This is a genomic window from Rhizobium phaseoli (assembly GCF_003985125.1).
In the GTDB taxonomy this organism is placed as follows: Bacteria; Pseudomonadota; Alphaproteobacteria; order Rhizobiales; family Rhizobiaceae; genus Rhizobium; species Rhizobium phaseoli.
Window position 1 is genome coordinate 303579 of sequence record NZ_ML133567.1, and the last position, 22434, is coordinate 326012.

Consider the following 22434-nt stretch of genomic DNA (forward strand, 5'->3'; position numbering starts at 1 on the left):
CGTGATGAATGAAACTCTGACCAAGATCCTGTCCACCAGCCCGACCGATCCGGACGCGAACCTGCCTCGCATTGGCCGGAGCATGGCGCGCATGCGTTTGATGACCGGTCGGCGGCTGATCGGCCGGTTGGCAATCCAGAGTGCGGCGCCGGATCTTGAACTTTCTCATCTCGACGTGCTGGACGCCGTGCGGCGGGCCGAGCCAGCCGGCGAGGTGACTGTCGGCACGATAGCCGAGATGCTGCGCATCGATCCGTCACGCGCCAGCCGGGTCGTGGCCGAGATGGTCGGGCGCAACGTGCTGCGCCGCGAGGCCTCGCAGGCCGATGCGCGGCGGATCGTCGTCGTCATCACCGACGCCGGCCAAGCCTTGCTTGCCGATATCCACGCGCAGAAACTTGCGATCATCTCGGAGATCGTCTCCGACTGGCCAGGTGAGGATATCGAGCGTTTCGCGACCCTGTTCGAACGCTTCATCGGTGGCTACGAAGCGATCTTCCTGTCGCGCGACAAAGATACGCCCGGTTGAGGCGAAGGCCGCCGATCCGCCGGCGCGCCCCTTCCCCTCGCCCCCCCGTTTGCGCTAAGGGCAATGCCCATGAGCCAATCCACTTTCACCATTCTGCTCGGCGGCGAACTCAGCCTGACGGAGCGCCTGCGCCAGGCGATCGGCGGCAGCCGCTTCATCGCAGCCGATGGCGGCATGCGGCATGCGGCGGCGCTCGGCGTGACGCCCGAGCTCTGGGTCGGCGATTTCGATTCGACGCCGGCCGATCTCGACGGGGCGTTTCCCAATGTGCCGAGACAGCCCTACCCGGCGGCAAAGGCGGCAACGGACGGCGAAATCGCCGTAGCGGAAGCGATCGCCCGCGGCGCGCGGCGGCTGATCCTCGCCGGCGCGCTCGGCGGCGAACGCTCCGACCACGCCCTTCAGCATCTGCTGTCGGCTGTCGGCCTGGCGGAAGCGGGTTTCGATGTGCTGCTGACTTCGGGCAAAGAGGAAGCGGTACCGCTGATATCAGGCACCATCGAACTCGATCTTCCCAAAGGCAGCCTGTTTTCCGTGCCGGGGCTCGGCCCGCTGACCGGCCTTTCGATTGAGAATGCGCGTTATCCGCTCACAGATTTCCACCTGCCCTTCGGCTCGTCGCGCACCATTTCCAACGTGGCGGAAGGCAAGGTTCGTTTTTCGCTCGGCAGCGGCCGGGCGATCGTGCTTGCCCGACCTTATGATCTTTCCGGAGTCTGATTTTTGGCCCCTCCCATTCTGAAACTCGACGATATCTTCCTGAGCTTCGGCGGCGCGCCGCTTCTGGCGGGTGCTTCGCTGCAGGTCGAGCCCGGGGACAAGATCTGTCTCGTCGGCCGCAACGGCTCGGGAAAATCGACGCTGCTGAAGATTGCTGCCGACTTGGTCGAAGCGCAGTCGGGCGAGATCTTCCGCCATCCCTCGTCGACGGTGCGTTATCTCGAACAGGCGCCGGATTTTGCCGGCTTCAGCACGGTGCAGGCCTATGCGGAAGCCGGGCTCGGGCCGGGTGACGATCCCTATCGCGTCACCTATCTGCTGTCGCATCTCGGACTGACCGGCGAGGAAGATCCGAGCACTCTTTCCGGCGGCGAATCACGCCGGGCCGCCCTCGCCCGCGTGCTGGCGCCCGAGCCCGATATTCTCCTGCTCGACGAGCCGACCAACCATCTCGATCTGCCGACGATCGAATGGCTGGAAGGTGAGTTGCAGAAGACGCGCAGCGCCCTGGTGCTGATCTCGCACGACCGGCGTTTCCTGGAAAAGGTTTCGACCGCAACCGTCTGGCTCGACCGCGGCACCTCGCGCCGGCTCGACAGGGGATTTGCGCATTTCGAGGCTTGGCGCGACCAGGTGCTGGAGGCCGAGGAGTTGGAACAGCACAAGCTCGGCAAGGCGATCGAGCGCGAGGAGCATTGGCTGCGCTACGGCGTCACAGCGCGGCGCAAGCGCAACATGCGCCGCCTCGGTGAACTGCAGACGATGCGTTCGCAATATCGCGGCCACAAGGGCCCTCAGGGCACGGTGCAGGCGTCGGTCTCAGACGCGCAGGAATCCGGCAAGCTGGTGATCGAGGCCGACAAGATCACCAAGAGTTTCGGCGAGCGCGCCATCGTCACGCCCTTCTCGATCCGCGTGCATCGCGGCGATTGCATTGGCTTGGTCGGACCGAACGGCGCCGGCAAGACGACGTTGTTGAAAATGCTGACTGGACAGCTTTCCCCGGATAGCGGCACGATAAAGCTCGGCACCAATCTGGAAATTGCGACACTCGACCAAAAGCGCGAGGATCTCGATCCGGAGGATACGCTTGCGAACTACCTGACGGACGGCCGCGGCGAAAACCTGATCGTCAACGGCGAGCAGCGGCATGTCACCGGCTACATGAAAGAGTTCCTGTTTCAGCCGGAACAGGCGCGGACGCCGATCAAGAGCCTCTCCGGCGGTGAGCGCGCCCGGCTGATGCTGGCCCGTATCCTGTCGCGACCGGCGAACCTTCTGATCCTCGATGAGCCGACCAACGATCTCGATATCGAGACACTCGACCTCTTGCAGGAAATCGTCGCCGGCTTCCCCGGCACCGTCATTCTCGTCAGCCACGACCGCGATTTCCTCGACCGCACCGTGACCTCGACGATCGCACCCGCCGTGCCGGATGCGCCAGACGGCCGCTGGATCGAATATGCCGGCGGCTATTCGGACATGCTTGCCCAGCGCAAGGGCGCGCTGGAAGAGCGCAAGAAGGCCGATAAGGCGGCGGAGAAGCCGAAGGCGCAGGAGACGGCGCCGGCCGCGGGAAGCTCGAAGGGCAAGCTCTCCTTCAAGCAGAAATTCGCGCTCGAAAACCTGCCGAAGGAGATGGCGAAAGCCGAAGCCGAGATCGCCAAGCGCGAACAGGTGATGGCCGATCCCAATCTCTTCGCGCGTGATCCGGCTGCTTTCAATCGCCTTGCGGCCGAGATGGAGAAACTGCGTGCCGGCCTGACTGCCATGGAAGAGGAGTGGCTGGAGCTCGAAATGCTGCGGGAAGAGCTGGAGGGCTGAGTTTCACAACTCAGCCGCTCGCTTTATCCATGTAACCAGTGGTCCGGCGAGAGCGACCTAAAGCGCCGGGGCGGGGGATGGCGGCGGCGCCCGCACTGGCGCTGGCGCCCGTCTGGGCGACCTGCGGCTGCGGCTCTTCGGATTTTGACGGCAGCGCCTGCAGATGCAGCACCCGCGGCTGCAGCGCCTCGAGATAGGCTTCGGAGCGGCCGATATAGATCATGCCGGTTTCGGGCATGGAGGTCAGCAGCTTTGCCATCGTTTCCTGCCACTCCGGCTCCATACCCTCCAGCACTTCGTCGAAGACGATCCAGCGCGGGCGCACGAGCAGCAGGCGGGCGAAGCCGATCGCCTTCTGTTCGTCGCTGTCGAGCAGCTTGTCCCAGCGAGCGCGGGTATCGAGCCTTGCGATCAGCGAATGCAGGCCGGCTTTTTCGAGCGCCGCCTCGACGGCTGATTTCTCGTAAGCATCGGCGCTTTCGGGGAAAGCCAACGCTTCGCGCAGCGTGCCGCCGGGAATATAGGCGATCTGCGGCACGAACAGCATATCGTCGGCCGGCGGCAGACCCATCGTGCCGCTGCCGCATGGCCACAGGCCGGCCATGGCCTGGAACAGCAGCTTGCGGTTGACGCTGTGATCGCCGTTGATCATGATTTTCTCGCCGGCCTTGATCACGACATCGGTTTCGCGCAGGCGAAAACCGCCGCATTCGTCGATGTCTTCGCCGATCTTGGCGTTGATCACCACATCCTTCAGCGTCAATGTGTCGGGTGCCGTATTTTCATAGGCGATGCTGTCCTTCAGGTCGTAGTCCTCGTCCATGTCGAGCAGCGCCTGGCGGAAATCGGTGACGCGCATCAGCGTGGCGCGCCATTCGGCGATCGGGCCGAAATTGGCAACATACCAGCGCAGCGCGGTATTGACCTGGTTGAAGGCGCCGACCGACATCATCAGCTGACCAAGGGTCAGGCCGCCGGAGAAATAGGCGGGTGCGGCGACGATGATCGGAATGACGATCACCAGCCAGCCGTAGCCGGCTGACACCCAGGTGAGATTGGTATTGGCCATGGCGAGCCGCTTGACGACCCTCAGCACCGAGCTGATGTCGGTATTGATGCGCCGGCGCTCGTTCTCCTCGCCGCGCGCGACGGTGATCGCCGGCATGTTCTCATTGGCATGCATCAGCGTGAAACGAAGCTCGGCCTCCTTCGAGAAGCGGTCGGCATTGAGCTTGACCAGCTTGCGGCCGACGACCTGGCTCAGCACCGAGGCCGAGGCGGCATAGAAGATCGCGGCCCAGACCATGTAGCCGGGAATGGAGAAACTGTGGCCGCTGATGTGGAAGATGAAGCCGCTCGACAGTTCCCAGAGCACGCCGATGAAGCTCACCAGAAGAATGGTCGATTGCAGCAGGCCAAGGACGAGCCCGGTCGTGCTTTCGGCAAGGTTGCGGGAATCCTCGTGCAGACGCTGATCCGGGTTGACGCCGATCAGACCGCTGGAGGCGAGCCGCAGCGCCCGCTTGCGCTTCAGCCACTGGTCGACGAGATCGCGCGACAGGCCCTCGCGCATATAGAGCGCGGTCATCTGGTTCAGCCAGGCCTGCAGCACGTTGAGCAACAGCAGCGTACCGGCGATCATGGCGAAGATTTCAAGCTGATGGAAGAATTCGCCGAGGTCGCGGCGCTCGAGCGAATCGTAGAAGGGGGCGTTCCATTCGTTGAGAATGACCTGACCATAGGCCGTCAGCAGGATGACGAGGATCAGCACGGTCGCCAGAAACAGCACCCTGCCGCGCACTTGAGAATTCCAGAATGCGGAGAACATCACCCCGAGGCGATAAGTCAGGCTGAAATCATACCCTACTCTATCCTGCCTCCGGATCCCCGGCCTCCCCTTGGTCTTATCTGCCATCACGCTTTTCCAACACCGCCCATACTGTCATTATTAACATGGTGGCGTTACCGGTCTATCAACAGATTCTATCAGTCATTAAACTGTGATGAGCCTTGCCTGAGTCGCCGCTGCATGCATTCGGCAGTTGATTCGCGGCTCAACTGGGACTAATTAAGGCACTCCGTGGTGATTTGGCCGGCCGGCTTGCAGCCACGTTAAAAAAGTCGCTAAAGGGCCGCGTGCGGACCGGTAGCGATTTTTTTGTCGCCGCCGGTTTTTTATTTTTGATCGAGTGACCGCAATGCCCATCAAGATCCCCGATACGCTGCCCGCTTTCGAAACCCTGGTTCAGGAAGGTGTGCGGGTGATGACCGAGACGATGGCGATCCGTCAGGACATTCGCCCGTTGCAGATCGGGCTGCTCAACCTGATGCCGAACAAGATCAAGACCGAACTGCAGATGGCGCGCCTGGTCGGCGCTTCGCCGCTGCAGGTGGAGCTGTCGCTGATCCGCATTGGCGGGCACAAGGCGAAGAACACCTCCGAAGATCACCTGCTCGCCTTCTATCAGACGTGGGAAGAGGTGAAACAGCGCAAATTCGACGGCTTCATCATCACCGGGGCGCCGATCGAGCTTCTGCCCTATGAGGACGTCACCTATTGGAAAGAGATGCAGGAAATTCTCGACTGGACGGAAACCAACGTCCATTCGACGATGAACGTCTGCTGGGGCGCGATGGCGGCGATCTATCATTTCCACGGCGTTCCGAAATACGAGCTGAAGGAAAAGGCCTTCGGCGTCTACCGCCACCGGAACCTGAAGCCTTCCTCCATCTATCTCAACGGCTTTTCCGATAATTTCGAGGTGCCGGTGTCGCGCTGGACGGAGGTGCGGCGCGCTGACATCGAGAAATCCGACAGCCTGGAAATTCTGATGGAATCGAGCGAGATGGGCGTCTGCCTGGTGCATGAGAAAAGGGGCCGGCGGCTCTACATGTTCAACCATGTCGAATATGATTCCACCTCGCTCTCGGACGAGTATTTCCGTGATGTCGACGCCGGCGTGCCGATCAAGATGCCGCACAATTACTTTCCGCATAATGATCCGGCGCTTGCGCCGCAGAACCGCTGGCGCAGCCACGCACATCTGCTGTTTGGCAACTGGATCAACGAAATCTACCAGACGACGCCCTATGACGTCGAAGAGATCGGCATGGATCTCTGAGCGTCACCCGTCGCATCTCAACACATTGCCGCGACATCTTTGCTGCAGCATTTCTTTCTGTGCCGACCGGTTGCGGTTTGGAGCAAATGCGGGCAGGTTCCGGTCCTGAACCCCAAGGATAGAACGGAACGGATGTCATCATGTCGGACAAGTTGGAGCGGGAAGTTTTCGGGCAGACGAAGGCGGGCGAAACCGTCTATCGTGTCGTCATCAAGGGCGGCGGGCTGACGGCCAAGATCATCAGCTGGGGCGCGGTCATTCAGGATCTGCGCCTTGAGGGTCATGACGCGCCGCTCTCGCTCGGCTTCGAGGATTTCGACAGCTACCCGCTCTATTCCGCTTATTTCGGCGCCACGCCCGGCCGCTGCGCCAACCGGATCGGCGGCGGCAAATTCACGCTCGACGGCAAGGACCATCAGCTCGAGCCGAACGAAAACGGCGTCACGCATCTGCATGGCGGCAGCGACAATATCGCCAAACGAAGCTGGACGATCGTCGAACATGACGTTGACCGCGTGGTGCTGAAGATCGTCGATCCCGATGGCCGCGCCGGCTATCCCGGCAATTGCACCATCCAGGCAACCTTCTGGGTGCACGGCAACGGCGAACTGTCGATTACCTATGAATCGACCAGCGACCAGCCGACGCTCGCCAATGTCTGCCAGCACGCCTATTTCAATCTCGATGGCCGCGAGGATGCGCTCGGCCACGACATCATGATCGCCGCCGATCACTATCTGCCGACCGATGAACGGCAGGTGCCGACCGGCGAGATCCGTTCCGTTGCCGGTACCGAATTCGATCTTCGCGAAATGACGCCGATGAAGCGTTTCGTCGGCAGCGAACAGGTGCTTTACGACCATAATTTCTGCCTGTCGGCCGAACGCACCGCCAAGCGCAGCGTCGCGCTCGCCCGCAGTCTTTATTCCGGTGTGTCGCTTGAAGTGCGCAGCACCGAACCGGGCGTGCAGTTCTATGCCGGTTTCAAGCTCAATACCGGGGCGCCCGGACACGGCGGGCGCAAATACGGCCCCTTCGCCGGATTCTGCCTGGAGACGCAGGTCTGGCCGGACGCCATCAATCATCAAGGTTTCCCGAATGCGGTGCTGCGCCCCGGCGAAGTGCTGCGCCAGGAGACGGATTATATCTTCACGAAGAGCTGACGTCTGAGACCGCGCTGTCGACGCACGACTGTCAAATTTGATCGCTATGAAACCTCTTCGGCCCGCCGGGGAGGTTTTTTCCTAGCCGCGCGCGATTCCGCCTTGCCGATTGGTTCTAGATAGGTTCTATTGTCGGCCCATGGATAGAACCAGTCTAATAGCGGAGCTAAACAGCCGCGGCCTGCGTGACGAGGCGTTGACGGGCCCGCTTTATAAGCGACTGGCACAGGCGCTGACCGGTCTTATCCAGGAAGGCCTGCTGAAGCCCGGCGCGGCGCTGCCGGGAGAGCGCGATCTCGCCGAAGCGTTGAAGCTCGGCCGCGTGACCGTACGCACCGCCTATCGTGATCTGATGGCGTCGGGCGTACTGGAATCGCGCCACGGAAGCGGTACTTTCGTATCGAGCCGGGTGGAACGCATGGAGCAGTCGCTCTGGCGGCTTTCCTCCTTCTCCGCCGATATGCGCTCCCGCGGCCGGCTGCCGGCTGCTCGGATATTGTCGCGGACCATCAACACGCCATCGCCGGAGGAATCCTTCCTGCTCGGTCTTGGCGGCGACGAACCGGTGCTGAGGCTCGACCGCTTGCGTCTTGCCGACGGCCTGCCGCTGGCGATCGAGCGCGCCGTGGTGCCGATCAAGTTCTTGGGCGTCGATGCCGGTGGCGAGGGATCGCTCTACGATGCGCTGGCCGCCAATGGCCACCGGCCGGTGCGCGCGCTGCAGCGGCTGACCGCGGTCACGCTCGACCCATCGTCGGCGGCGATCCTGAACGTCAAATCAGGCGCGCCGGCGCTTCTGATCGAACGCGTCTCGCGCCTGGAAGACCAGCGTGTCGTCGAATACACCCGCTCGCACTACCGCGGCGATGCCTATGATTTCGTTGCCGAATTGAGAATCGGAGATGACCTATGAGTGAAACCCAGTCGCTGATGCTGCAGGAAGCCGGCCAGTCGCCGGAGGTGGTGGCCACCCTTCTCGAAAAGGAAAAACCGGCCTTTGCCGAGATTGCCAAACTGTTTTCGTCCGCCCGCCCGAGCGTGGTGACGACGGCGGCGCGCGGCTCGTCGGACCACGCCGCCACCTTCTTCAAATATCTCTTCGAGATCACCTGCGGCGTTCCGGTCGCCTCGGTCGGCCCGTCGATCGCGTCCGTCTACGGGGCCGCGCTCCAATTGAAGGGCGGCGTGCATTTCACCGTCTCGCAATCGGGTGCGAGCCCCGATATCGTGGCCCTGCAAGAGGCGGCCAGGAAGGGCGGGGCAACGACGATCGCCGTCGTCAACGTCACCGACAGCCCGCTTGCCAAACAGGCGGATATCGTTCTCGGCCTCAACGCCGGCGCCGAAAAGAGCGTCGCGGCGACCAAATCCTTCATCGCCTCCGTCGCCGCCCTTTCCGGCGTGACAGCTGCGATCGGCGGTGCATCCGGGCTGCAGGCCGCGCTCGCCAAGCTGCCGGAGGCGCTGTCAGCGACGGCTGGGATCGATACGGCGGCAGCCGAGGAGGTGCTCTTCAACGCGACCTCGCTCTATACGGCCGGCCGCGGCCCGGCCTTCGCCATTGCGCTGGAAGCGGCGTTGAAGGCCAAGGAAACCTCCGGCCTGCATGCCGAAGCTTTCTCGCTGGCGGAACTGATGCACGGCCCGATGCGCCTGGTACAGCCGGGCTTTCCCATCGTCGCCTTCGCGCCGGATGATGCGGCCTTTGCCAATAACGGCCAGGCGCTGGAGCGGCTGCAGAAACTCGGCGCCACCACCGTCGGTTTCTCCACGCAGCCGCTCTCCGGGATCAATCTTCGGGTGCCGACGACCGGCAACGGCCTCATCGATCCGCTGGTGTCGCTGCTCGTCTATTACCGGCTGATCGAGTCGGTGACCCGCCGCAAGGGCTTCGATCCGGACAAGCCGGCAAACCTGCTCAAGGTGACGGAGACGGTCTGATGGCCCGCAAGATCTTCATCGGCGCCCGCATCTTCGACGGCGAGCGCTTTCATGACGACAGGGCGCTCATCGTTGCCGACGGCCGGGTCGAGGCGATTGTCGCGACAAACGATCTGCCGGACGGCGAGACGGTGACGCTTGCCGGCGGCGTGCTTTCGGCCGGCTTCATCGATGCGCAGGTCAATGGCGGCGGCGGACGGATGCTGAACGACGAACCATCCGCCGCCTCGATGGAGATCATCGCACAGGGCCACCGGCCCTATGGAACGACCGCGCTGCTGCCGACGCTGATCACCGACACATCGGAAGCCTCCATCGCCGCCATCGAGGCCGCTACGGAAGCAGTCAAGGCGGACCGCGGCGTTGCCGGGCTGCATCTCGAAGGTCCGCATCTGGCGCCGGCGCGCAAGGGCGCGCATCTGGCCGAGCTGATGCGGCCGGTCGAAGACCGCGACGTCAAAGCCTTTATCCAGGCGCGCGAGGCGATCGGCACGCTGCTCGTCACGATTGCCGCCGAGCAGGTGACGGTTGCTCAGGTGCGCGAACTTGCGGAAGCGGGCGTCACCGTCAGCATCGGTCACTCCGATTGTTCGAGCGAGGCGGCGGAGGAACGTTTCGATGCCGGAGCGCGCGGCGTCACGCATCTCTTCAACGCCATGAGCCAACTGGGGCACCGTGCGCCGGGCCTTGTCGGCGCCGCGATCGATCATCCCTCCACCTGGTGCGGCATCATCGCCGACGGTCATCACGTCGATCCGAAGGCCTTGCGCACGGCGCTGCGCGCCAAGCGCGGTGAAGGCAAGCTGTTCTTTGTCACCGACGCGATGTCGCTCGTCGGGTCTGAGAAGGATTCGTTCACGCTGAACGGGCGCACCGTCCGGCGCGAAAGAGGCGGCTTCTGCTCCAAGCTGGTGCTCTCCGACGGCACGCTCGCCGGTTCCGATGTCGACATGATCTCGACGATCCGCTACGGCGTCACCTATCTCGACCTGACGCTCGCCGAGGCCTTGCGCATGGCGACCCTCTATCCCGCCCGTTTCCTCCGGCTTGCCGATCGCGGCCATCTCTCGCCGGGCGCGCGCGCCGATCTCGTCCATCTCACCGATGCGCTGACTGTTGCCGCCACCTGGCTTGCCGGCGAAGCGGCCTGACCCTCAAGGAGACGTAGGATGACTGATATCACCGATGCCTATTTCTCCAATCTGATCGGTCGGCTGGAGACGTTGAAGCACGCGCTTGCCGAGCCGATGGCGCAGGCAGCGTCGGTGATCCTCGATGCAGCTCGTGGCGACAAGCGCGTCTATGTCTTCGGCACCGGGCATTCGCATATGCTGGCGGAAGAGGTGCACTATCGCGCTGGCGGGCTCGCCTTCACTGTGCCGGTGCTTGTCGGTTCGGCCATGCTGCACGAAGGAGCAGTCATCAGCTCGGTCTATGAACGGACCCAGGGCCTAGTGCGGCCGATGCTGGAGCGTTACGGCATGCAGCCGGGCGACGTCATTATCATTGCATCGAATTCCGGCGTGAACGCCGCGCCGATCGAAGCCGCCGACTATGCGCATGAAATCGGCGCCAAGGTGATCGCCATCACCTCGATCGCTTATTCCTCGGCGATCGCCAATGGCCGCCGGCGGCTCGCCGAGGTCGCTGATGTCGTGCTCGACAACGGGCTGCCGCCGGGTGATGCCGTTCTCGACCTCGAAGGAACAGGGCTTCGGGTCGGGCCGGTCTCGACGGCGGTGGGGGTGACGGTTATCAATGCGATCTTTGCCGAGGTCGCCTCGGAGCTTTCAAAATCAGGCGATGCGCCTGTTTATCTCAGCGCCAACATGCCGGGGGCAGCCGAGATCAACCAGAAGCTCGTCAAGAAATATCGGCCGCGCAACCCGCATCTCTGAGTCGGATAAAAGGCCTGCCGCGTCGCAAGCGCGGTTCTTGACGCGATCAGGCGGCAAGAATGGCGCTGACCATGCGGGCAGTCCGCGGTGCCAGCGTCAAACCGATATGTCCGTGTCCAAAAGCAAACACGACGTCCCTTCCTCCTTTTGAAGGCCGGATAACCGGAACGGAATCGGGCATCGAAGGGCGGAAGCCCATCCAGCTCCGGCTTGGTTCACCAAGCGTTGGGAAAATCCTTCGCGCATTTGCGAGCAACACTTCCAGCCGCCTCGGGTTCGAAGGAGCAGTAATGCCTCCGAGCTCCACGGTACCGGCCACACGCAAACGGTCACGCATCGGGCAAAAGTAAAATCCATGATGCGTCGGGCATACCGGTCGTTCCACCGGCAGTGTTTCCATATCGAACTCGAGATGATAACCCCGCTCAGTATCCAGCAGAACCCGCTCTCCGAGCTGCAGAGCCAGCCCGCGGGAATGTGCCCCGGCGGCGATCACGGCTGCTCGGGCATGAATATTGTGGGCTGAAGCCTGCATCCTCACTCCGTTCCGCTCACGCGAAATAGTCGTCACGGAATCTCGGACGAACTCGACCCCGGCTTGTCTGGCGCCGGCTTCCATCACGCTCATGACCTGGCCGGGATCGGTGAAGTTTATCGCCTTCGGAAAGAAAAGCCCTCCGCCATGAACCTGCGGCAGCCGGGGCTCGAGGCTTTGCACTTCGTCGGGGGTGAGAAGCTGCTGCGCTATCCGGTAGTTTCGGCGAAGCGCGACATCCGAAGCGGCCGCCTTGAAGGCCTCAGGCGTCTGGTAGAGATAAAGGCATCCTTTCGCGCTCAAGAGATCGGATGCGCCGATTTCTGCTGCGAGTTCAAGCCATTCCGATGAAGCGTCGGACAGAAGGTCGGCGATGCGGCTCGTATTGTCTCTGTATCGGTGAGGGAGGGATTCGTAGGCAAAACGCACCAGCCATGGAAATAACGTCGGCAATGCGGCCTTGCGGATGGATAAAGGGCTGTCGGAATTGAGGAGCAGCGCCGCCAGGTTTTTAAGGACAGCGGGCGTGCCGACGGGAATGATCGCATAATCGGCAATCGTTCCGGCATTGCCGTAGGATGCGCCCGAACCGGGTTTGTTCGGTTCGATCAGCACGACATCCCGACCGTCGGCACGCAGCCGCAGGGCGGTTGCCATGCCGATCACGCCGCCGCCGATGACGGCGATATCTGTTGTAAGCTTGTTCATCGGATATGTATTTGCCTTGGAAAAAGAGGCCTGATGCCGGCCGGGCTCTGCCGCGGCGCCATGCGCCGCCGGAGCGGTTCAGGTCGATCGAGGCTAGCCTGGAGAAGCGTAGCGCGCGACATAGGCAGCCGTGCGTGCCTCCGTTGGACGGTCAAGCACATCTCCGGCGGTTCCCTGCTCGATGATAAGACCGCCATCGATGAACACGACCCAGTCCGACACCTCTTTCGCAAAGGGAAGCTCGTGGGTGACCAGGATCATCGTCATGCCGTCTGCGGCCAGTTCCCGCATGACGCGGAGAACTTCGCCGGTCGATTCAGGATCGAGCGCCGACGTCGGTTCGTCGAACAGCAACACCGTTGGCTCCAGCGCCAGGGCGCGTGCAATCGCCACACGCTGCTGCTCGCCGCCCGACATCTGCTCCGGATAAGCCATTGCCCGTTTGGCAAGACCCACTCTGGTCAGAAGTTTCACGGCCCGTTCCACGGCCTGTCTCTCAGCAATCCCGGCTGCTTGCATCTGAGCGAGAATGACGTTCTCCACAGCCGTCAAATGCGGGAACAGATTGAAACGCTGAAACACCATGCCGACGCATTGCCGAAGCTTCGCAAGATTGCGGCAGGTTACCTTGCCGTCAGCGAAGATCGTCTCATCGCCGACAGTGATCGTTCCCTGATCGGGACGCTCAAGCAAATTGACACAGCGCATGAGGGTGGTCTTTCCTCCCCCGCTCTGACCAATGATGCTGACGATTTTGCCGACTGGAACATCGAGATCGACGCGGTCAAGCACCAGGCGCCCATCGAAAGACTTGCGCAATCCGCTAATTTTGACGGCGGGACGACCGACCGGCTGCTTTGCCACGAAGGCAGTTTTGGCGGGAGTGGTGGTCATGGGTCAGACCTTCCCCTCGGCGAGATAGGCCCTGGCCAATTTCAGCCGACGCCGTCTGGCCAATGACAATGGCACACCCGCATGGATCTTGCGCTCGAGCAGAAGCAGACATTGTGAAACCGGGTAGCAGATACCGAAATAAACGGCCGAGATCACCAGATACACTTCCAGCGCTCGGAAGGTTTCCGAGGCTATCAACTGGGCCTGCGTCATCAGTTCGGCAGCGGAGATCGTCACGAGCAGCGAGGTCGACTTGATCAGGTCGACGAACATGGTGTTCGTACCGGGAAGCGCCAGCCGCACCGCCTGAGGCAGAACGACATGGCTGAAAGTCTTGCCGCGCCCTAACCCGAGCGCTTGCGACGCCTCCTGCTGTCCTCTGTGGACGCCGGCGATAGCTGCCCGAAAGATCTCGGAGAGGTAAGCCGCGTAGAAGAGCACCAGGCTCAATACTCCAGCCTCGAAAACCTCCAGCCTGATGCCTACGGAAGGCAGGCCGAAGTAGGTGAGGAAAATGATCGCGAGGAGCGGTACGTTCTTAAAAAGCTCCGTATAGAGCGCCGCAGGGACGCGGACCAGCCGGAGCCGGTTGAGCCTCATCAGTGCAAGTGCAAGACCAAGGATCGTCGCGCCGACGAAGCTTGCCATGGTGTAGCCGAGGGTCTTGAGCAGACCCCCGGCAATGTTTCCGACGTAGTCGTTCCAGGGAACCTGGAAGATATCGGTGAAGGATGACAACGCCATCATGCTTCGATCTCACTTCGCGATGGAAGGCGGATTCCAGTCGGCGGGACGATCAACGCCGCGCCGCTGTGCCGCCATCTCGGGCGATGGGACCAAGAACTGCTGGGGATCGCCGCCCCATTTCGTGATCAAAGCCGCAAGGGATCCATCCTTGTACATGCCGTCAATCTGATCGGAAACAGCCTTGGCCAGCTTCGGCGACTGCTTTGGAAGGTAGAATCCGGTCATATACGCTTGAAAATATTTGTAATCGGGGTGCGCGGCGACCTGTTCGTTCGTCGGCGGCTTCAGATATTCGATACGGACCTTCATGTCAGGCCGCTGCTGTTGTTGATAGGTGATCAGCAGCGGATCGAGAAAGCCTACGTCGAGGCGCCCGGCAGAAATATCCTGGAACACGCTGTCGGCGCTCGGGAACGTATGGGGCGATGCGTTCGGGACCTGGGCGATGGATTTCGCCCAGACATAGCCGGTGACGGTGCCGAGATTCTTGCCTTCCAGGCTCGCAACATCCGGAAAGGCGGCCGTGCCGCTTACCGCCATGGCCGGTGGCGAATAATACGGCGGGTCCGTGAACAGGCCGACTTTCTGGCGGGCGTCGGACCATGCGATTCCGCCAATGGTTATATCAGCCCGCTGCGTCTGGACGGAAGCCAGCATGCCCGGAAAGTCGGTGACGTTGATTTCGATCTTCAGGCCGAGCTTATCGGCGATGGCTGCCAGGATGTCGCTGTCAAGGCCGACAAGCTTCCCATCCTTAACCGCCGTGTAGGGCATGTACGGCTGCACCGTAACGACGAGCGTGCCCGGCTTCATCAGTTCCAGATCGTCGGCGGCAGCAGCGGGTGGCAGGGCCGTCGCGAACAACCCCAAACTCAATATCGCCAAGGCAACGATCCCATGCGCCTGCGATTTTTTCGTCAATTCAGCATGTTTCATTTGAACCCCTCTTTGTGGTTATATATTGCTGATATATTGAAGATATGCCGACACTATATGAAGTCAAGCAGATTCGTTGCGCGCTTTTTTAGGCGGAGCAGTGTTTGGCTATGCGGACATGCACAGAGAGAGGAACGCGCTGAAGATGTCGGTATTCGAAGTGGATTACGAAGCGGCTGAATCAACGCTGGCGGAGCGGACATACATTCGGCTGCGCGACGACATCATCACGACACAGCTTCCTCCGGGCACGCTTCTGCGGGAGGCCGAGCTTATGAAACGCATGGACGTCGGGCGCACGCCGGTTCGGGAGGCGCTTCAGCGTCTGCAATATGATGGTTTCGTCGTCGTCAGCGCGCGGCGCGGCACTTTTGTCAGCAAGATCGATATCAATGATCTTACTGCCGTTTATGAGGCACGAGCACGGATCGAATCCTGGGCGACCCGACTGGCTGCGGAAAGGCTGCGCGAGTTCGAGCGGCAAGAAGCCCGGCAACTGATCGATGAGCTCAAGCAGACAACCGGTCCGATGGCGCTGGAAGACATCCTTGCGCTAGATCGTCGGGTTCACCGCTTCATTTACAAAGTGGCGAAGAACCCTTTCCTGTTCGACACGCTGGATCACTACCACAATCTGTCGTTGAGAATCCTGTACGTGGCCATGAAACGGTTTCCGACACTGGTACCGCGTCTTGAGGACGTCTTGCATGATCAGGTCCTCATGCTTGAGGCCGTATGCAAAGGCGACGCGGATGAGGCTGAAAGGATCGCTATGGCTCATGTCATGAGCTTCGAGAGCGAGGTCCGAAAGGTAATCTGAATTCGGACCTTGGAATTGCGTGCAGCTTTAGCTGAACGAAGATATTTCCGGCAAAATGAGCCGTCCGAAACAATCGCAGGGCCCGAGTTGATGCGACATCGAGCTCTGCCCGAAATTCCACATCTTAGTGAGAGGCCGGCGTGAGCCGGCCTCTCGCATGGATGAAAACCAGGATCAATCCTTGGCGCGTTCGACGTAGGAATTGTCTTCTGTCGCGATGACGACGCGGGTGCCGGCATCGATATGCGGCGGCACCGAGGTGCGGATGCCGTTGGAGAGCATCGCCGGCTTGTAGGAAGAGGACGCCGTCTGGCCCTTGACGACCGGTTCCGTCTCGACGATTTCGAGCGTGACGTGGCGCGGCAGTTCGAGCGCCAGCGGAATGCCTTCATGGATCGACAGGATGCAGGTCATGCCTTCCTGGAGATAGGCCTTCTGGTCGCCCATGGTTTCCTGGCTGACGACCACCTGGTCGTAGTTCGCCGGATTCATGAAGTGGAAGCCTTCGCCGTCTTCATAAAGGTACTGGAAGTTGACGTCTTCGACGAAGGCGCGCTCGACCTGTTCGGTGGTGCGCCAGCGCTCGGAAACCTTCACGCCGTCGACGATGCGGCGCATGTCGACCTGGGTGACCGGCGTGCCCTTGCCCGGATGAAAGTTCTGGGCGGTGAGAACGACGTAGAGCTTGCCGTCGACATCGAGAACGTTGCCCTTGCGGACCGAAGAGGCGATGACCTTGACCATAAGACTTCCTTGTAACTCGGCTTTCGGCGTCGTAGAGGACTGTCGAAACGCCCTGAAGACGCAAATATTTTTCTTTGGGGGCGCAACTAACCTAAAATCCGGGAAATAGCCACCCCCATACCGGCTTCTCCGGCCAAGAAAGCTTGGAATGAACCCTTCGGCCAAAGCGTCCCCCTGGTGGACCCCGTCCGTGCATGCCGATCGCCGCCCCTTCCTGATTGGGCGCAATGCGATCCAGGCGGCATTGCGCGGTTTTTTCGCGCGCGAGGATTTCATCGAGGTGGATACCGCGGTGCTGCAAGTCTCGCCCGGCAACGAGGCGCATCTGCATGCCTTCGCCACCGAAGCGCTGACGACGGACGGGCAAATGGCGCCCTTCTATCTGCACACCTCGCCGGAATTCGCCTGCAAGAAGCTGCTTGCCGCAGGCGAGCAGCGCATTTCGTGTTTTGCCCATGTCTATCGCAACCGCGAGCGCGGGCCGCTGCATCATCCCGAATTCACTATGCTCGAATGGTATCGAGCCGGCGAAAGCTACGAGAGCCTGATGATGGATTGCGTGCGGATTCTGGCGCTCGCAGCCGAGACGGTGAAGACCGACAAGCTTGGCTATCGCGGTGCGGCGTGCGATCCTTTCGCCGGGCCGGAACGCGTGAGCGTCGCCGAAGCGTTTGAATGCCACGCCAGGATCGATCTTCTCGCCTCCGTCGCCGCCGACGGTTCGACCGATCGCGAGCATCTGGCGGCCGAGCTGAGAAGCGTCGGCATTCGTGTTGCCGATGACGATGGCTGGGCCGATCTCTTCAGCCGAGTGCTGGTCGAAAAGATCGAGCCGCATCTCGGCTTCGGCCGCATCACCATTCTCGACGAATATCCGGTCTCGGAGGCGGCCCTTGCCCGTCCATCAGCCCGCGATCCCCGTGTTGCCGAGCGTTTCGAGCTCTATGCCTGCGGCGTTGAACTCGCCAACGGCTTTGGCGAGCTCACCAACGCCGCCGAACAGAGGCGGCGGTTCGAGATCGAGATGGCCGAAAAGATGCGGGTCTATGGCGAGACCTACCCGATCGACGACGATTTCCTGGCCGCCCTTTCGTCGATGCCCGAGGCAAGCGGCATTGCCCTCGGTTTCGATCGGCTGGTAATGCTGGCGACGGGGGCTTCGCGCATCGATCAGGTGCTTTGGGCGCCGGTTGCGGAGTATGGGCGATGAACGCCGTAAAACCGATCAAGACCGTCGATGATCTCCTGCAGGCGGGGCTGGCCACGCCCGACGATCGTGCAATGCTCGACGAGGTGGCCGCACGTTACGCGATCGCGCTGACGCCTGTGATGGCGAGGCTGATCGATCGCGCCGATCCTGATGATCCGATCGCACGGCAATTCGTGCCTGATCCGGCTGAGTTGACGGCCGCAACCGGGGAGCGCGCCGATCCGATCGGTGACCATGCCCATAGCCCCGTTGAAGGCATCGTCCACCGCTACCCCGATCGCGTATTGCTCAAAGCCGTGCATATCTGCCCGGTCTATTGCCGTTTCTGCTTCCGGCGTGAAATGGTCGGGCCGCAGGGCCTCGGCACGCTCGATGCCGCCGCAATGCAGGCAGCCTTCGATTACATAGCCGACCACCAGGAGATCTGGGAGGTCATCCTCACCGGCGGCGATCCGCTGGTGCTTTCCCCGCGCCGGCTCCGCGAAATCATGGAGGCGCTGGCGGCAATCGCGCATGTCAAGATCGTGCGCTTCCACACCCGCGTTCCCGTGGTCGATCCCGAAAAGATCGATGCGGCGCTGATCGCTGCCCTGAAGGCGAGCGGCAAGACGGTCTACGTGGCGCTGCACGCCAATCATCCGAGGGAGCTGACAAGGGAAGCGCGCGCGGCTTGTGCTCGCCTGGTCGACGCCGGCATCGCAATGATCAGCCAGTCGGTGCTGTTGAAGGGCGTCAATGACGATCCCGACGTGCTTGCCGAGCTGATGAAGGCCTTCGTCGAGATCCGCGTCAAACCCTATTACCTGCACCATCCGGATCTCGCGCCCGGCACCGGCCACTTCAGATTGACGATCGACGAGGGGCAGCGGATCGTCGCGGCGCTGCGCGGACGGATTTCCGGGCTTTGCCAGCCGGCCTACATCCTCGATATCCCGGGCGGCCACGGCAAGGCCGTCATCAGCGAAAGCGTTATCCGGGCGACAGGGGACGGATGTTATTCCGTCTCGGACTATCGCGGCGGCGAACATTCCTATCCCCCCGCCGGTTGACGCAAAATGGCGCTTTGCGTGTCATTTCTGTACTCGTCGCGTCGCAGAGCGCCGCAAGTTTCGTCGTCGAAACTCTATTAAATTATTGATGTAGAATTGTTATTTTTACTCCAACCGGGCCGATCGCTAAAATCCTAACTGTGAGTGCTAATCATATTTAACCCAACAAATTAGCGGAATGTTCTGTTTTCCGCACTAAAAGAACGCTCATGACAAGGCGATGAACGCCGGTTCGGGATCATGAGAATCTTGGAGTGATGGGATGAATAAGACAATCCGCGACCTCGTAGCCAAATTCGGCAAGCTTCCGACGCCGATCGACCAGATCGCCGACGATGCCGATCTTTATGCAGCAGGTCTGACGTCCTTCGCTTCGGTGCAGCTGATGCTCGGCATTGAAGAGGCGTTCGACATCGAATTTCCCGACAATCTGCTGAACCGCAAATCCTTCGCGAGCATCTCGGCGATCGCCAAAACTGTCGATCTCATCCAGGACGGCCGGAAGGTCGCCTGATGAACTTCCCCGTCAAGATCATGCAGGACGGTCTTGCCGCCAGGGTGGCTCGCGTCGCCGAAATCGCGGCCAAACATGCCGATGTCGTCGACGCCGAGGGCCGTTTCCCACGCGAAGCCGTGGATGCCATGAAGGCCGAGAGGCTGCTCGGCATCCAGGTGCCGCACCATCTCGGCGGTGAATCGGCCTCGATCACCGAGATCGCCGAATTGTGCGCGATGCTCGGCCAGGCTTGCGCAGCGAGCGCCATGGTCTTCGCGATGCACCACATCAAGCTATCGAGCCTTGTCGAACACGGCGCCGACAGCGAATGGCATTGCCATTTCATGCGCAGCATTGCTGCCGGGCAACTGCTGATCGCCTCCGCCACCACCGAGGGCGGGATCGGCGGAAACCTGCGCAACAGTATTTGCGCGGTTGAAGTCGACGGCGATATCTGCCGCCTCGAAAAGGATGCGACCGTCATTTCCTATGGTTCGCATGCCGACGCCATTCTCATCACCTCGCGCGCCCACGCGCAGGCGGCGTCATCCGATCAGGTGCTGACGGCCTTTCTCAAGGACCAGTACACGCTCGAAAGGACGCACGCCTGGAATACGCTCGGCATGCGCGGCACCTGCTCCGATGGCTTCCTCTTCAAGGGGCAGGCACCGGCCCAGCAGATCCTGCCGAAGCCTTTCGCCGAGATCGCGGCGCAATCCATGCTCGCCTCGTCGCATCTGTTGTGGAGCGGCGTCTGGTATGGCATCGCAGTCGACGCCGTCGCGCGTGCCCAGGCCTTTGTGCGCGCTGCCGCCCGCAAGGCGCCTGATGCCCAGCCGCCCGGCGCGCTTCGCCTCGCCGAGGTTTCCAACCTGCTGCAGATGGTGAAATCCAACGTCGTTGCCGGCCTGAAGGCCTATGAACATGCCAAGGCCGATCCCGACAGGCTGTCGTCGATGGGCTTTGCCGTGGCGATGAACAACGTCAAGATTGCCTCTTCCGAGACGATCCTGGAGATCGTCAACCATGCCATGCTGATCTGCGGCATCATGGGTTACAAGAACGGCACGCCCTTCAGCCTCGGACGCCATCTGCGCGACGCCCATTCCGCACAGCTCATGATCTCGAACGACCGCATCCTCGGTAATACGTCGAGCATGCTTCTTGTCCATAAGCAGGACACTAGCCTACTGGGGTGACAATCATGGATATGCAGACCTCGTTTCTCGACCGGCTTTTCGAAGCCGGCCTGCTGATCGATACGGGCATCGATGGGCTCTATGGCCGCAGCGGCCAGTTCGAAGAGGTGATCGCTGCCTTCGAGCGCCTGATCGACAAGGTCGGCGGCGCCGATGGTGCGGAAGCCATGCGCTTTCCGCCCGGTATGAACCGCGCTTTTTTCGAAAAAAGCGGTTACATGAAGAGCTTCCCGCAGCTGGCCGGCACCGTGCACAGCTTCTGCGGCAGCGAACTTGATCATGTCAGCCTGCTGCAATGCATGGAAGTCGGCGAGGACTGGACCAAGGGACAGGAAGCGACCGACATCGTACTGACGCCGGCCGCCTGCTATCCGCTCTATCCGACGATCGCCAAGCGCGGCAATCTGCCGAAGACCGGCGGCCTCTTCGACCTGCAATCCTACTGCTTCCGCCACGAACCGTCGAAAGATCCGGCCCGCCAGCAGCTATTCCGCATGCGCGAATATGTCTGCATGGGCAGCGAGCAGCACGTCACCGATTTCCGCCAGCGCTGGATGGATCGCGGAGTCGAGATGATGAAGGCCGTCGGCCTGGAAGTGACGATCGATATCGCCAACGATCCGTTCTTCGGCCGCGCCGGTAAGATGCTCGCCAACAATCAGCGCGACCAGAACCTGAAGTTCGAACTGCTGATCCCGATCACCTCGGCCGCCAATCCGACCGCCTGCATGAGCTTCAACTATCACCAGGACGCATTCGGCACGAAATGGGGCCTCAACCTCGAAGACGGCAGCGTTGCGCACACGGCCTGTGTCGGCTTCGGGCTCGAGCGCATCGCACTTGCCCTGTTCCACCATCACGGGCTCGACGTGAAGCAATGGCCGGCCAATGTGCGGAAAGCACTGTGGGGCTGAGCGACGCGATGACATCGGTATTCCCGGGGATCCGCCCGGAAACCTATCGTCCGCACGCGCTGCATTCCAGCGAGCGCGCCTGGCCGGAAACCAACTGCTACGTCGACCTGTGGATCGAGGTGCTGGCGACCTCGGCGGCAGCACCCGAGGCGATGCTCGGCTTCACCCTGGCGCAGGATTTCGAAGGCGACCAGTTCACCTTCTTCAAGGTGCCGCTCGAGGATCTCGAGACGCTTTATGGCATCCGCGCGACCGAACTTGCCATCTATGACCGGGCCGAGCGGCATGTCGAAGTGCAGATCGCGCGGGGCCGTCTCTGCCTGATCGAGATGGATTCCTACTATATGCCGGATACGCGCGGCACCGCCTATCGGCAGGAGCACGGCAAGACGACGGTCGCCGTCAACCGGCTGGATGTTGCGGCAAAACGCGTCGAGTATTTCCACAATGCCGGCTATTTCCACCTTGAAGGCGAGGATTTCGACGGGCTGTTCCAGCTGCAGCTGACCGAGAACGACCCGCCGTTCCTGCCTTATGCGGAATTTGCACGATTCCCGGAAAAGCCCGCCGACGAAGCGCATCTGCGCGCGACCGCGCGACGACTAGCCGGGGTTCATTTCAACAGGCGGCCCAGCGACAATCCGATCCGCGCCTTCGCCGCGGTCTTTCCGCAACAGGTAGAAGCGGTGGCTGAGCGGCCGTTCGGCTTCTTTCACAAATATGCCTTTAACACGCTTCGCCAGGTCGGCGCCAATTTCGAGCTGGCGGCCGATCATCTGGCGTGGCTCTCCGCGGATGAATTCGCAGACGCCGCCGACCATGCGCGGCGCATTTCGGACGCGGCGAAATCCGTGCAGTTCCAGCTTGCCCGCGCCGTCGCCCGCAGGAAGTTCGAGCCGCTGCAGGCAGCCCTTGATCCGGCCGCCGATGCATGGGATTTGATGATGGCATCGCTTGCAGAGCGAATCTGAGGCCGGAGATCAGA

General features: G+C 61.5%; 22 protein-coding genes and 1 riboswitch. Of the genes, 16 read left to right on the forward strand and 6 right to left on the reverse strand.

What is annotated here, in order from left to right; genetic code table 11:
- Positions 1 to 4 precede the first annotated feature (4 nt).
- The 3 genes from EFD56_RS07060 to EFD56_RS07070 all read left to right on the forward strand — a co-directional run bounded on the left by EFD56_RS07060 (position 5) and on the right by EFD56_RS07070 (position 3073).
- Complete coding sequence (locus tag EFD56_RS07060) at positions 5 to 529, forward strand: MarR family winged helix-turn-helix transcriptional regulator (protein ID WP_064828950.1); 525 nt, start codon at positions 5 to 7, stop codon at positions 527 to 529.
- A gap of 63 nt (positions 530 to 592) precedes the next feature.
- The gene (locus tag EFD56_RS07065; protein ID WP_184330868.1) at positions 593 to 1249 is read left to right on the forward strand and encodes a thiamine diphosphokinase; all 657 of its coding nucleotides are present in this window, start codon (positions 593 to 595) and stop codon (positions 1247 to 1249) included.
- Positions 1250 to 1252: 3 nt separating this feature from the next.
- Entirely contained in the window at positions 1253 to 3073 is a 1821-nt protein-coding gene (locus EFD56_RS07070; protein ID WP_126904998.1) for an ABC-F family ATP-binding cassette domain-containing protein, read from the forward strand.
- A gap of 10 nt (positions 3074 to 3083) precedes the next feature.
- Here the strand turns inward: EFD56_RS07070 and EFD56_RS07075 are convergent, their stop codons facing one another.
- Complete coding sequence (locus tag EFD56_RS07075; RefSeq protein ID WP_064828715.1) at positions 3084 to 4988, reverse strand: ABC transporter ATP-binding protein/permease; 1905 nt, start codon at positions 4986 to 4988, stop codon at positions 3084 to 3086.
- Positions 4989 to 5143: 155 nt separating this feature from the next.
- A riboswitch (SAM riboswitch) is annotated at positions 5144 to 5221 on the forward strand.
- Between the two features lie 50 nt (positions 5222 to 5271).
- Between EFD56_RS07075 and metA the strand changes: the two genes are divergently transcribed.
- The 6 genes from metA (at position 5272) to EFD56_RS07105 (ending at position 11197) form a co-directional block, all read left to right on the forward strand.
- A complete protein-coding gene (metA, locus tag EFD56_RS07080) occupies positions 5272 to 6195 on the forward strand; it encodes a homoserine O-acetyltransferase MetA (protein WP_004674197.1) in 924 nt (307 codons plus the stop codon).
- 140 nt (positions 6196 to 6335) lie between these two features.
- On the forward strand, positions 6336 to 7358 hold the full coding sequence (locus EFD56_RS07085; protein ID WP_037142220.1) for an aldose epimerase family protein: 1023 nt from the start codon (positions 6336 to 6338) through the stop codon (positions 7356 to 7358).
- Between the two features lie 139 nt (positions 7359 to 7497).
- Positions 7498 to 8271, forward strand: a complete 774-nt coding sequence (locus tag EFD56_RS07090; protein WP_064828717.1) for a GntR family transcriptional regulator — start codon at positions 7498 to 7500, stop codon at positions 8269 to 8271.
- Positions 8268 to 9299, forward strand: coding sequence for an SIS domain-containing protein (locus EFD56_RS07095; protein WP_064828718.1), 1032 nt, complete (start codon positions 8268 to 8270; stop codon positions 9297 to 9299). Before EFD56_RS07090 ends, EFD56_RS07095 begins: the two co-directional genes overlap by 4 nt.
- Positions 9299 to 10450, forward strand: coding sequence for an N-acetylglucosamine-6-phosphate deacetylase (nagA, locus tag EFD56_RS07100; RefSeq protein ID WP_085743487.1), 1152 nt, complete (start codon positions 9299 to 9301; stop codon positions 10448 to 10450). The genes EFD56_RS07095 and nagA overlap by 1 nt, the downstream gene beginning before the upstream one ends.
- Before the next feature lie 18 nt (positions 10451 to 10468).
- The gene (locus EFD56_RS07105) at positions 10469 to 11197 is read left to right on the forward strand and encodes an SIS domain-containing protein (RefSeq protein ID WP_085743488.1); all 729 of its coding nucleotides are present in this window, start codon (positions 10469 to 10471) and stop codon (positions 11195 to 11197) included.
- 46 nt (positions 11198 to 11243) lie between these two features.
- Here the strand turns inward: EFD56_RS07105 and EFD56_RS07110 are convergent, their stop codons facing one another.
- From EFD56_RS07110 to EFD56_RS07125, 4 genes are all read right to left on the reverse strand, one after another.
- Positions 11244 to 12440 carry an NAD(P)/FAD-dependent oxidoreductase gene (locus tag EFD56_RS07110; protein ID WP_064828721.1) on the reverse strand — a complete coding sequence of 399 codons (1197 nt, stop codon included), beginning with the start codon at positions 12438 to 12440 and terminating at the stop codon, positions 11244 to 11246.
- Positions 12441 to 12533: 93 nt separating this feature from the next.
- Positions 12534 to 13334 carry an amino acid ABC transporter ATP-binding protein gene (locus EFD56_RS07115; RefSeq protein ID WP_064828722.1) on the reverse strand — a complete coding sequence of 267 codons (801 nt, stop codon included), beginning with the start codon at positions 13332 to 13334 and terminating at the stop codon, positions 12534 to 12536.
- 3 nt (positions 13335 to 13337) lie between these two features.
- Positions 13338 to 14081 (reverse strand): amino acid ABC transporter permease, encoded by a 744-nt coding sequence (locus EFD56_RS07120; protein WP_037142234.1) that lies wholly within the window; start codon positions 14079 to 14081, stop codon positions 13338 to 13340.
- A gap of 9 nt (positions 14082 to 14090) precedes the next feature.
- Entirely contained in the window at positions 14091 to 15017 is a 927-nt protein-coding gene (locus tag EFD56_RS07125; RefSeq protein ID WP_064828723.1) for a substrate-binding periplasmic protein, read from the reverse strand.
- A 145-nt stretch (positions 15018 to 15162) separates the two neighbouring features.
- Here EFD56_RS07125 and EFD56_RS07130 point away from each other — a divergent pair, with 145 nt between their 5' ends.
- On the forward strand, positions 15163 to 15837 hold the full coding sequence (locus tag EFD56_RS07130) for a GntR family transcriptional regulator (protein ID WP_085743722.1): 675 nt from the start codon (positions 15163 to 15165) through the stop codon (positions 15835 to 15837).
- A gap of 174 nt (positions 15838 to 16011) precedes the next feature.
- On the opposite strand, the gene efp is transcribed toward EFD56_RS07130, so the two are convergent.
- Positions 16012 to 16581 carry an elongation factor P gene (gene efp, locus EFD56_RS07135; RefSeq protein WP_008528334.1) on the reverse strand — a complete coding sequence of 190 codons (570 nt, stop codon included), beginning with the start codon at positions 16579 to 16581 and terminating at the stop codon, positions 16012 to 16014.
- A 148-nt stretch (positions 16582 to 16729) separates the two neighbouring features.
- On the opposite strand from efp, the gene epmA reads away from it, so the two are divergent.
- The 6 genes from epmA to EFD56_RS07165 all read left to right on the forward strand — a co-directional run bounded on the left by epmA (position 16730) and on the right by EFD56_RS07165 (position 22420).
- On the forward strand, positions 16730 to 17791 hold the full coding sequence (epmA, locus tag EFD56_RS07140) for an EF-P lysine aminoacylase EpmA (protein WP_085743489.1): 1062 nt from the start codon (positions 16730 to 16732) through the stop codon (positions 17789 to 17791).
- Positions 17788 to 18840 (forward strand): lysine-2,3-aminomutase-like protein, encoded by a 1053-nt coding sequence (locus EFD56_RS07145; protein WP_037115500.1) that lies wholly within the window; start codon positions 17788 to 17790, stop codon positions 18838 to 18840. The genes epmA and EFD56_RS07145 overlap by 4 nt, the downstream gene beginning before the upstream one ends.
- Positions 18841 to 19102: 262 nt before the next feature.
- Positions 19103 to 19354, forward strand: coding sequence for an acyl carrier protein (locus tag EFD56_RS07150; RefSeq protein WP_004674181.1), 252 nt, complete (start codon positions 19103 to 19105; stop codon positions 19352 to 19354).
- A complete protein-coding gene (locus tag EFD56_RS07155) occupies positions 19354 to 20535 on the forward strand; it encodes an acyl-CoA dehydrogenase family protein (protein WP_085743490.1) in 1182 nt (393 codons plus the stop codon). The genes EFD56_RS07150 and EFD56_RS07155 overlap by 1 nt, the downstream gene beginning before the upstream one ends.
- 5 nt (positions 20536 to 20540) lie before the next feature.
- Positions 20541 to 21449, forward strand: a complete 909-nt coding sequence (locus tag EFD56_RS07160) for an amino acid--[acyl-carrier-protein] ligase (RefSeq protein WP_037115497.1) — start codon at positions 20541 to 20543, stop codon at positions 21447 to 21449.
- An 8-nt stretch (positions 21450 to 21457) separates the two neighbouring features.
- On the forward strand, positions 21458 to 22420 hold the full coding sequence (locus tag EFD56_RS07165; RefSeq protein WP_126904999.1) for a DUF1839 family protein: 963 nt from the start codon (positions 21458 to 21460) through the stop codon (positions 22418 to 22420).
- The last annotated feature ends 14 nt before the right edge of the window (positions 22421 to 22434 follow it).

What these genes read in the sequence shown, in the direction of transcription:
- EFD56_RS07145 (WP_037115500.1), top strand. Translation starts at nt 17,788, where the DNA reads ATGAACGCCGTAAAACCGATCAAGACCGTCGATGATCTCCTGCAGGCG.
- metA (WP_004674197.1), top strand. Translation starts at nt 5,272, where the DNA reads ATGCCCATCAAGATCCCCGATACGCTGCCCGCTTTCGAAACCCTGGTT.
- EFD56_RS07090 (WP_064828717.1), top strand. Translation starts at nt 7,498, where the DNA reads ATGGATAGAACCAGTCTAATAGCGGAGCTAAACAGCCGCGGCCTGCGT.
- efp (WP_008528334.1), bottom strand. Translation starts at nt 16,581, where the DNA reads ATGGTCAAGGTCATCGCCTCTTCGGTCCGCAAGGGCAACGTTCTCGAT.
- EFD56_RS07150 (WP_004674181.1), top strand. Translation starts at nt 19,103, where the DNA reads ATGAATAAGACAATCCGCGACCTCGTAGCCAAATTCGGCAAGCTTCCG.
- EFD56_RS07095 (WP_064828718.1), top strand. Translation starts at nt 8,268, where the DNA reads ATGAGTGAAACCCAGTCGCTGATGCTGCAGGAAGCCGGCCAGTCGCCG.
- EFD56_RS07115 (WP_064828722.1), bottom strand. Translation starts at nt 13,334, where the DNA reads ATGACCACCACTCCCGCCAAAACTGCCTTCGTGGCAAAGCAGCCGGTC.
- EFD56_RS07065 (WP_184330868.1), top strand. Translation starts at nt 593, where the DNA reads ATGCCCATGAGCCAATCCACTTTCACCATTCTGCTCGGCGGCGAACTC.
- EFD56_RS07165 (WP_126904999.1), top strand. Translation starts at nt 21,458, where the DNA reads ATGACATCGGTATTCCCGGGGATCCGCCCGGAAACCTATCGTCCGCAC.
- EFD56_RS07110 (WP_064828721.1), bottom strand. Translation starts at nt 12,440, where the DNA reads ATGAACAAGCTTACAACAGATATCGCCGTCATCGGCGGCGGCGTGATC.
- EFD56_RS07105 (WP_085743488.1), top strand. Translation starts at nt 10,469, where the DNA reads ATGACTGATATCACCGATGCCTATTTCTCCAATCTGATCGGTCGGCTG.
- EFD56_RS07160 (WP_037115497.1), top strand. Translation starts at nt 20,541, where the DNA reads ATGGATATGCAGACCTCGTTTCTCGACCGGCTTTTCGAAGCCGGCCTG.
- EFD56_RS07130 (WP_085743722.1), top strand. Translation starts at nt 15,163, where the DNA reads ATGTCGGTATTCGAAGTGGATTACGAAGCGGCTGAATCAACGCTGGCG.
- EFD56_RS07075 (WP_064828715.1), bottom strand. Translation starts at nt 4,988, where the DNA reads ATGGCAGATAAGACCAAGGGGAGGCCGGGGATCCGGAGGCAGGATAGA.
- EFD56_RS07155 (WP_085743490.1), top strand. Translation starts at nt 19,354, where the DNA reads ATGAACTTCCCCGTCAAGATCATGCAGGACGGTCTTGCCGCCAGGGTG.
- epmA (WP_085743489.1), top strand. Translation starts at nt 16,730, where the DNA reads ATGAACCCTTCGGCCAAAGCGTCCCCCTGGTGGACCCCGTCCGTGCAT.
- EFD56_RS07120 (WP_037142234.1), bottom strand. Translation starts at nt 14,081, where the DNA reads ATGATGGCGTTGTCATCCTTCACCGATATCTTCCAGGTTCCCTGGAAC.
- EFD56_RS07125 (WP_064828723.1), bottom strand. Translation starts at nt 15,017, where the DNA reads ATGAAACATGCTGAATTGACGAAAAAATCGCAGGCGCATGGGATCGTT.
- nagA (WP_085743487.1), top strand. Translation starts at nt 9,299, where the DNA reads ATGGCCCGCAAGATCTTCATCGGCGCCCGCATCTTCGACGGCGAGCGC.
- EFD56_RS07085 (WP_037142220.1), top strand. Translation starts at nt 6,336, where the DNA reads ATGTCGGACAAGTTGGAGCGGGAAGTTTTCGGGCAGACGAAGGCGGGC.
- EFD56_RS07060 (WP_064828950.1), top strand. Translation starts at nt 5, where the DNA reads ATGAATGAAACTCTGACCAAGATCCTGTCCACCAGCCCGACCGATCCG.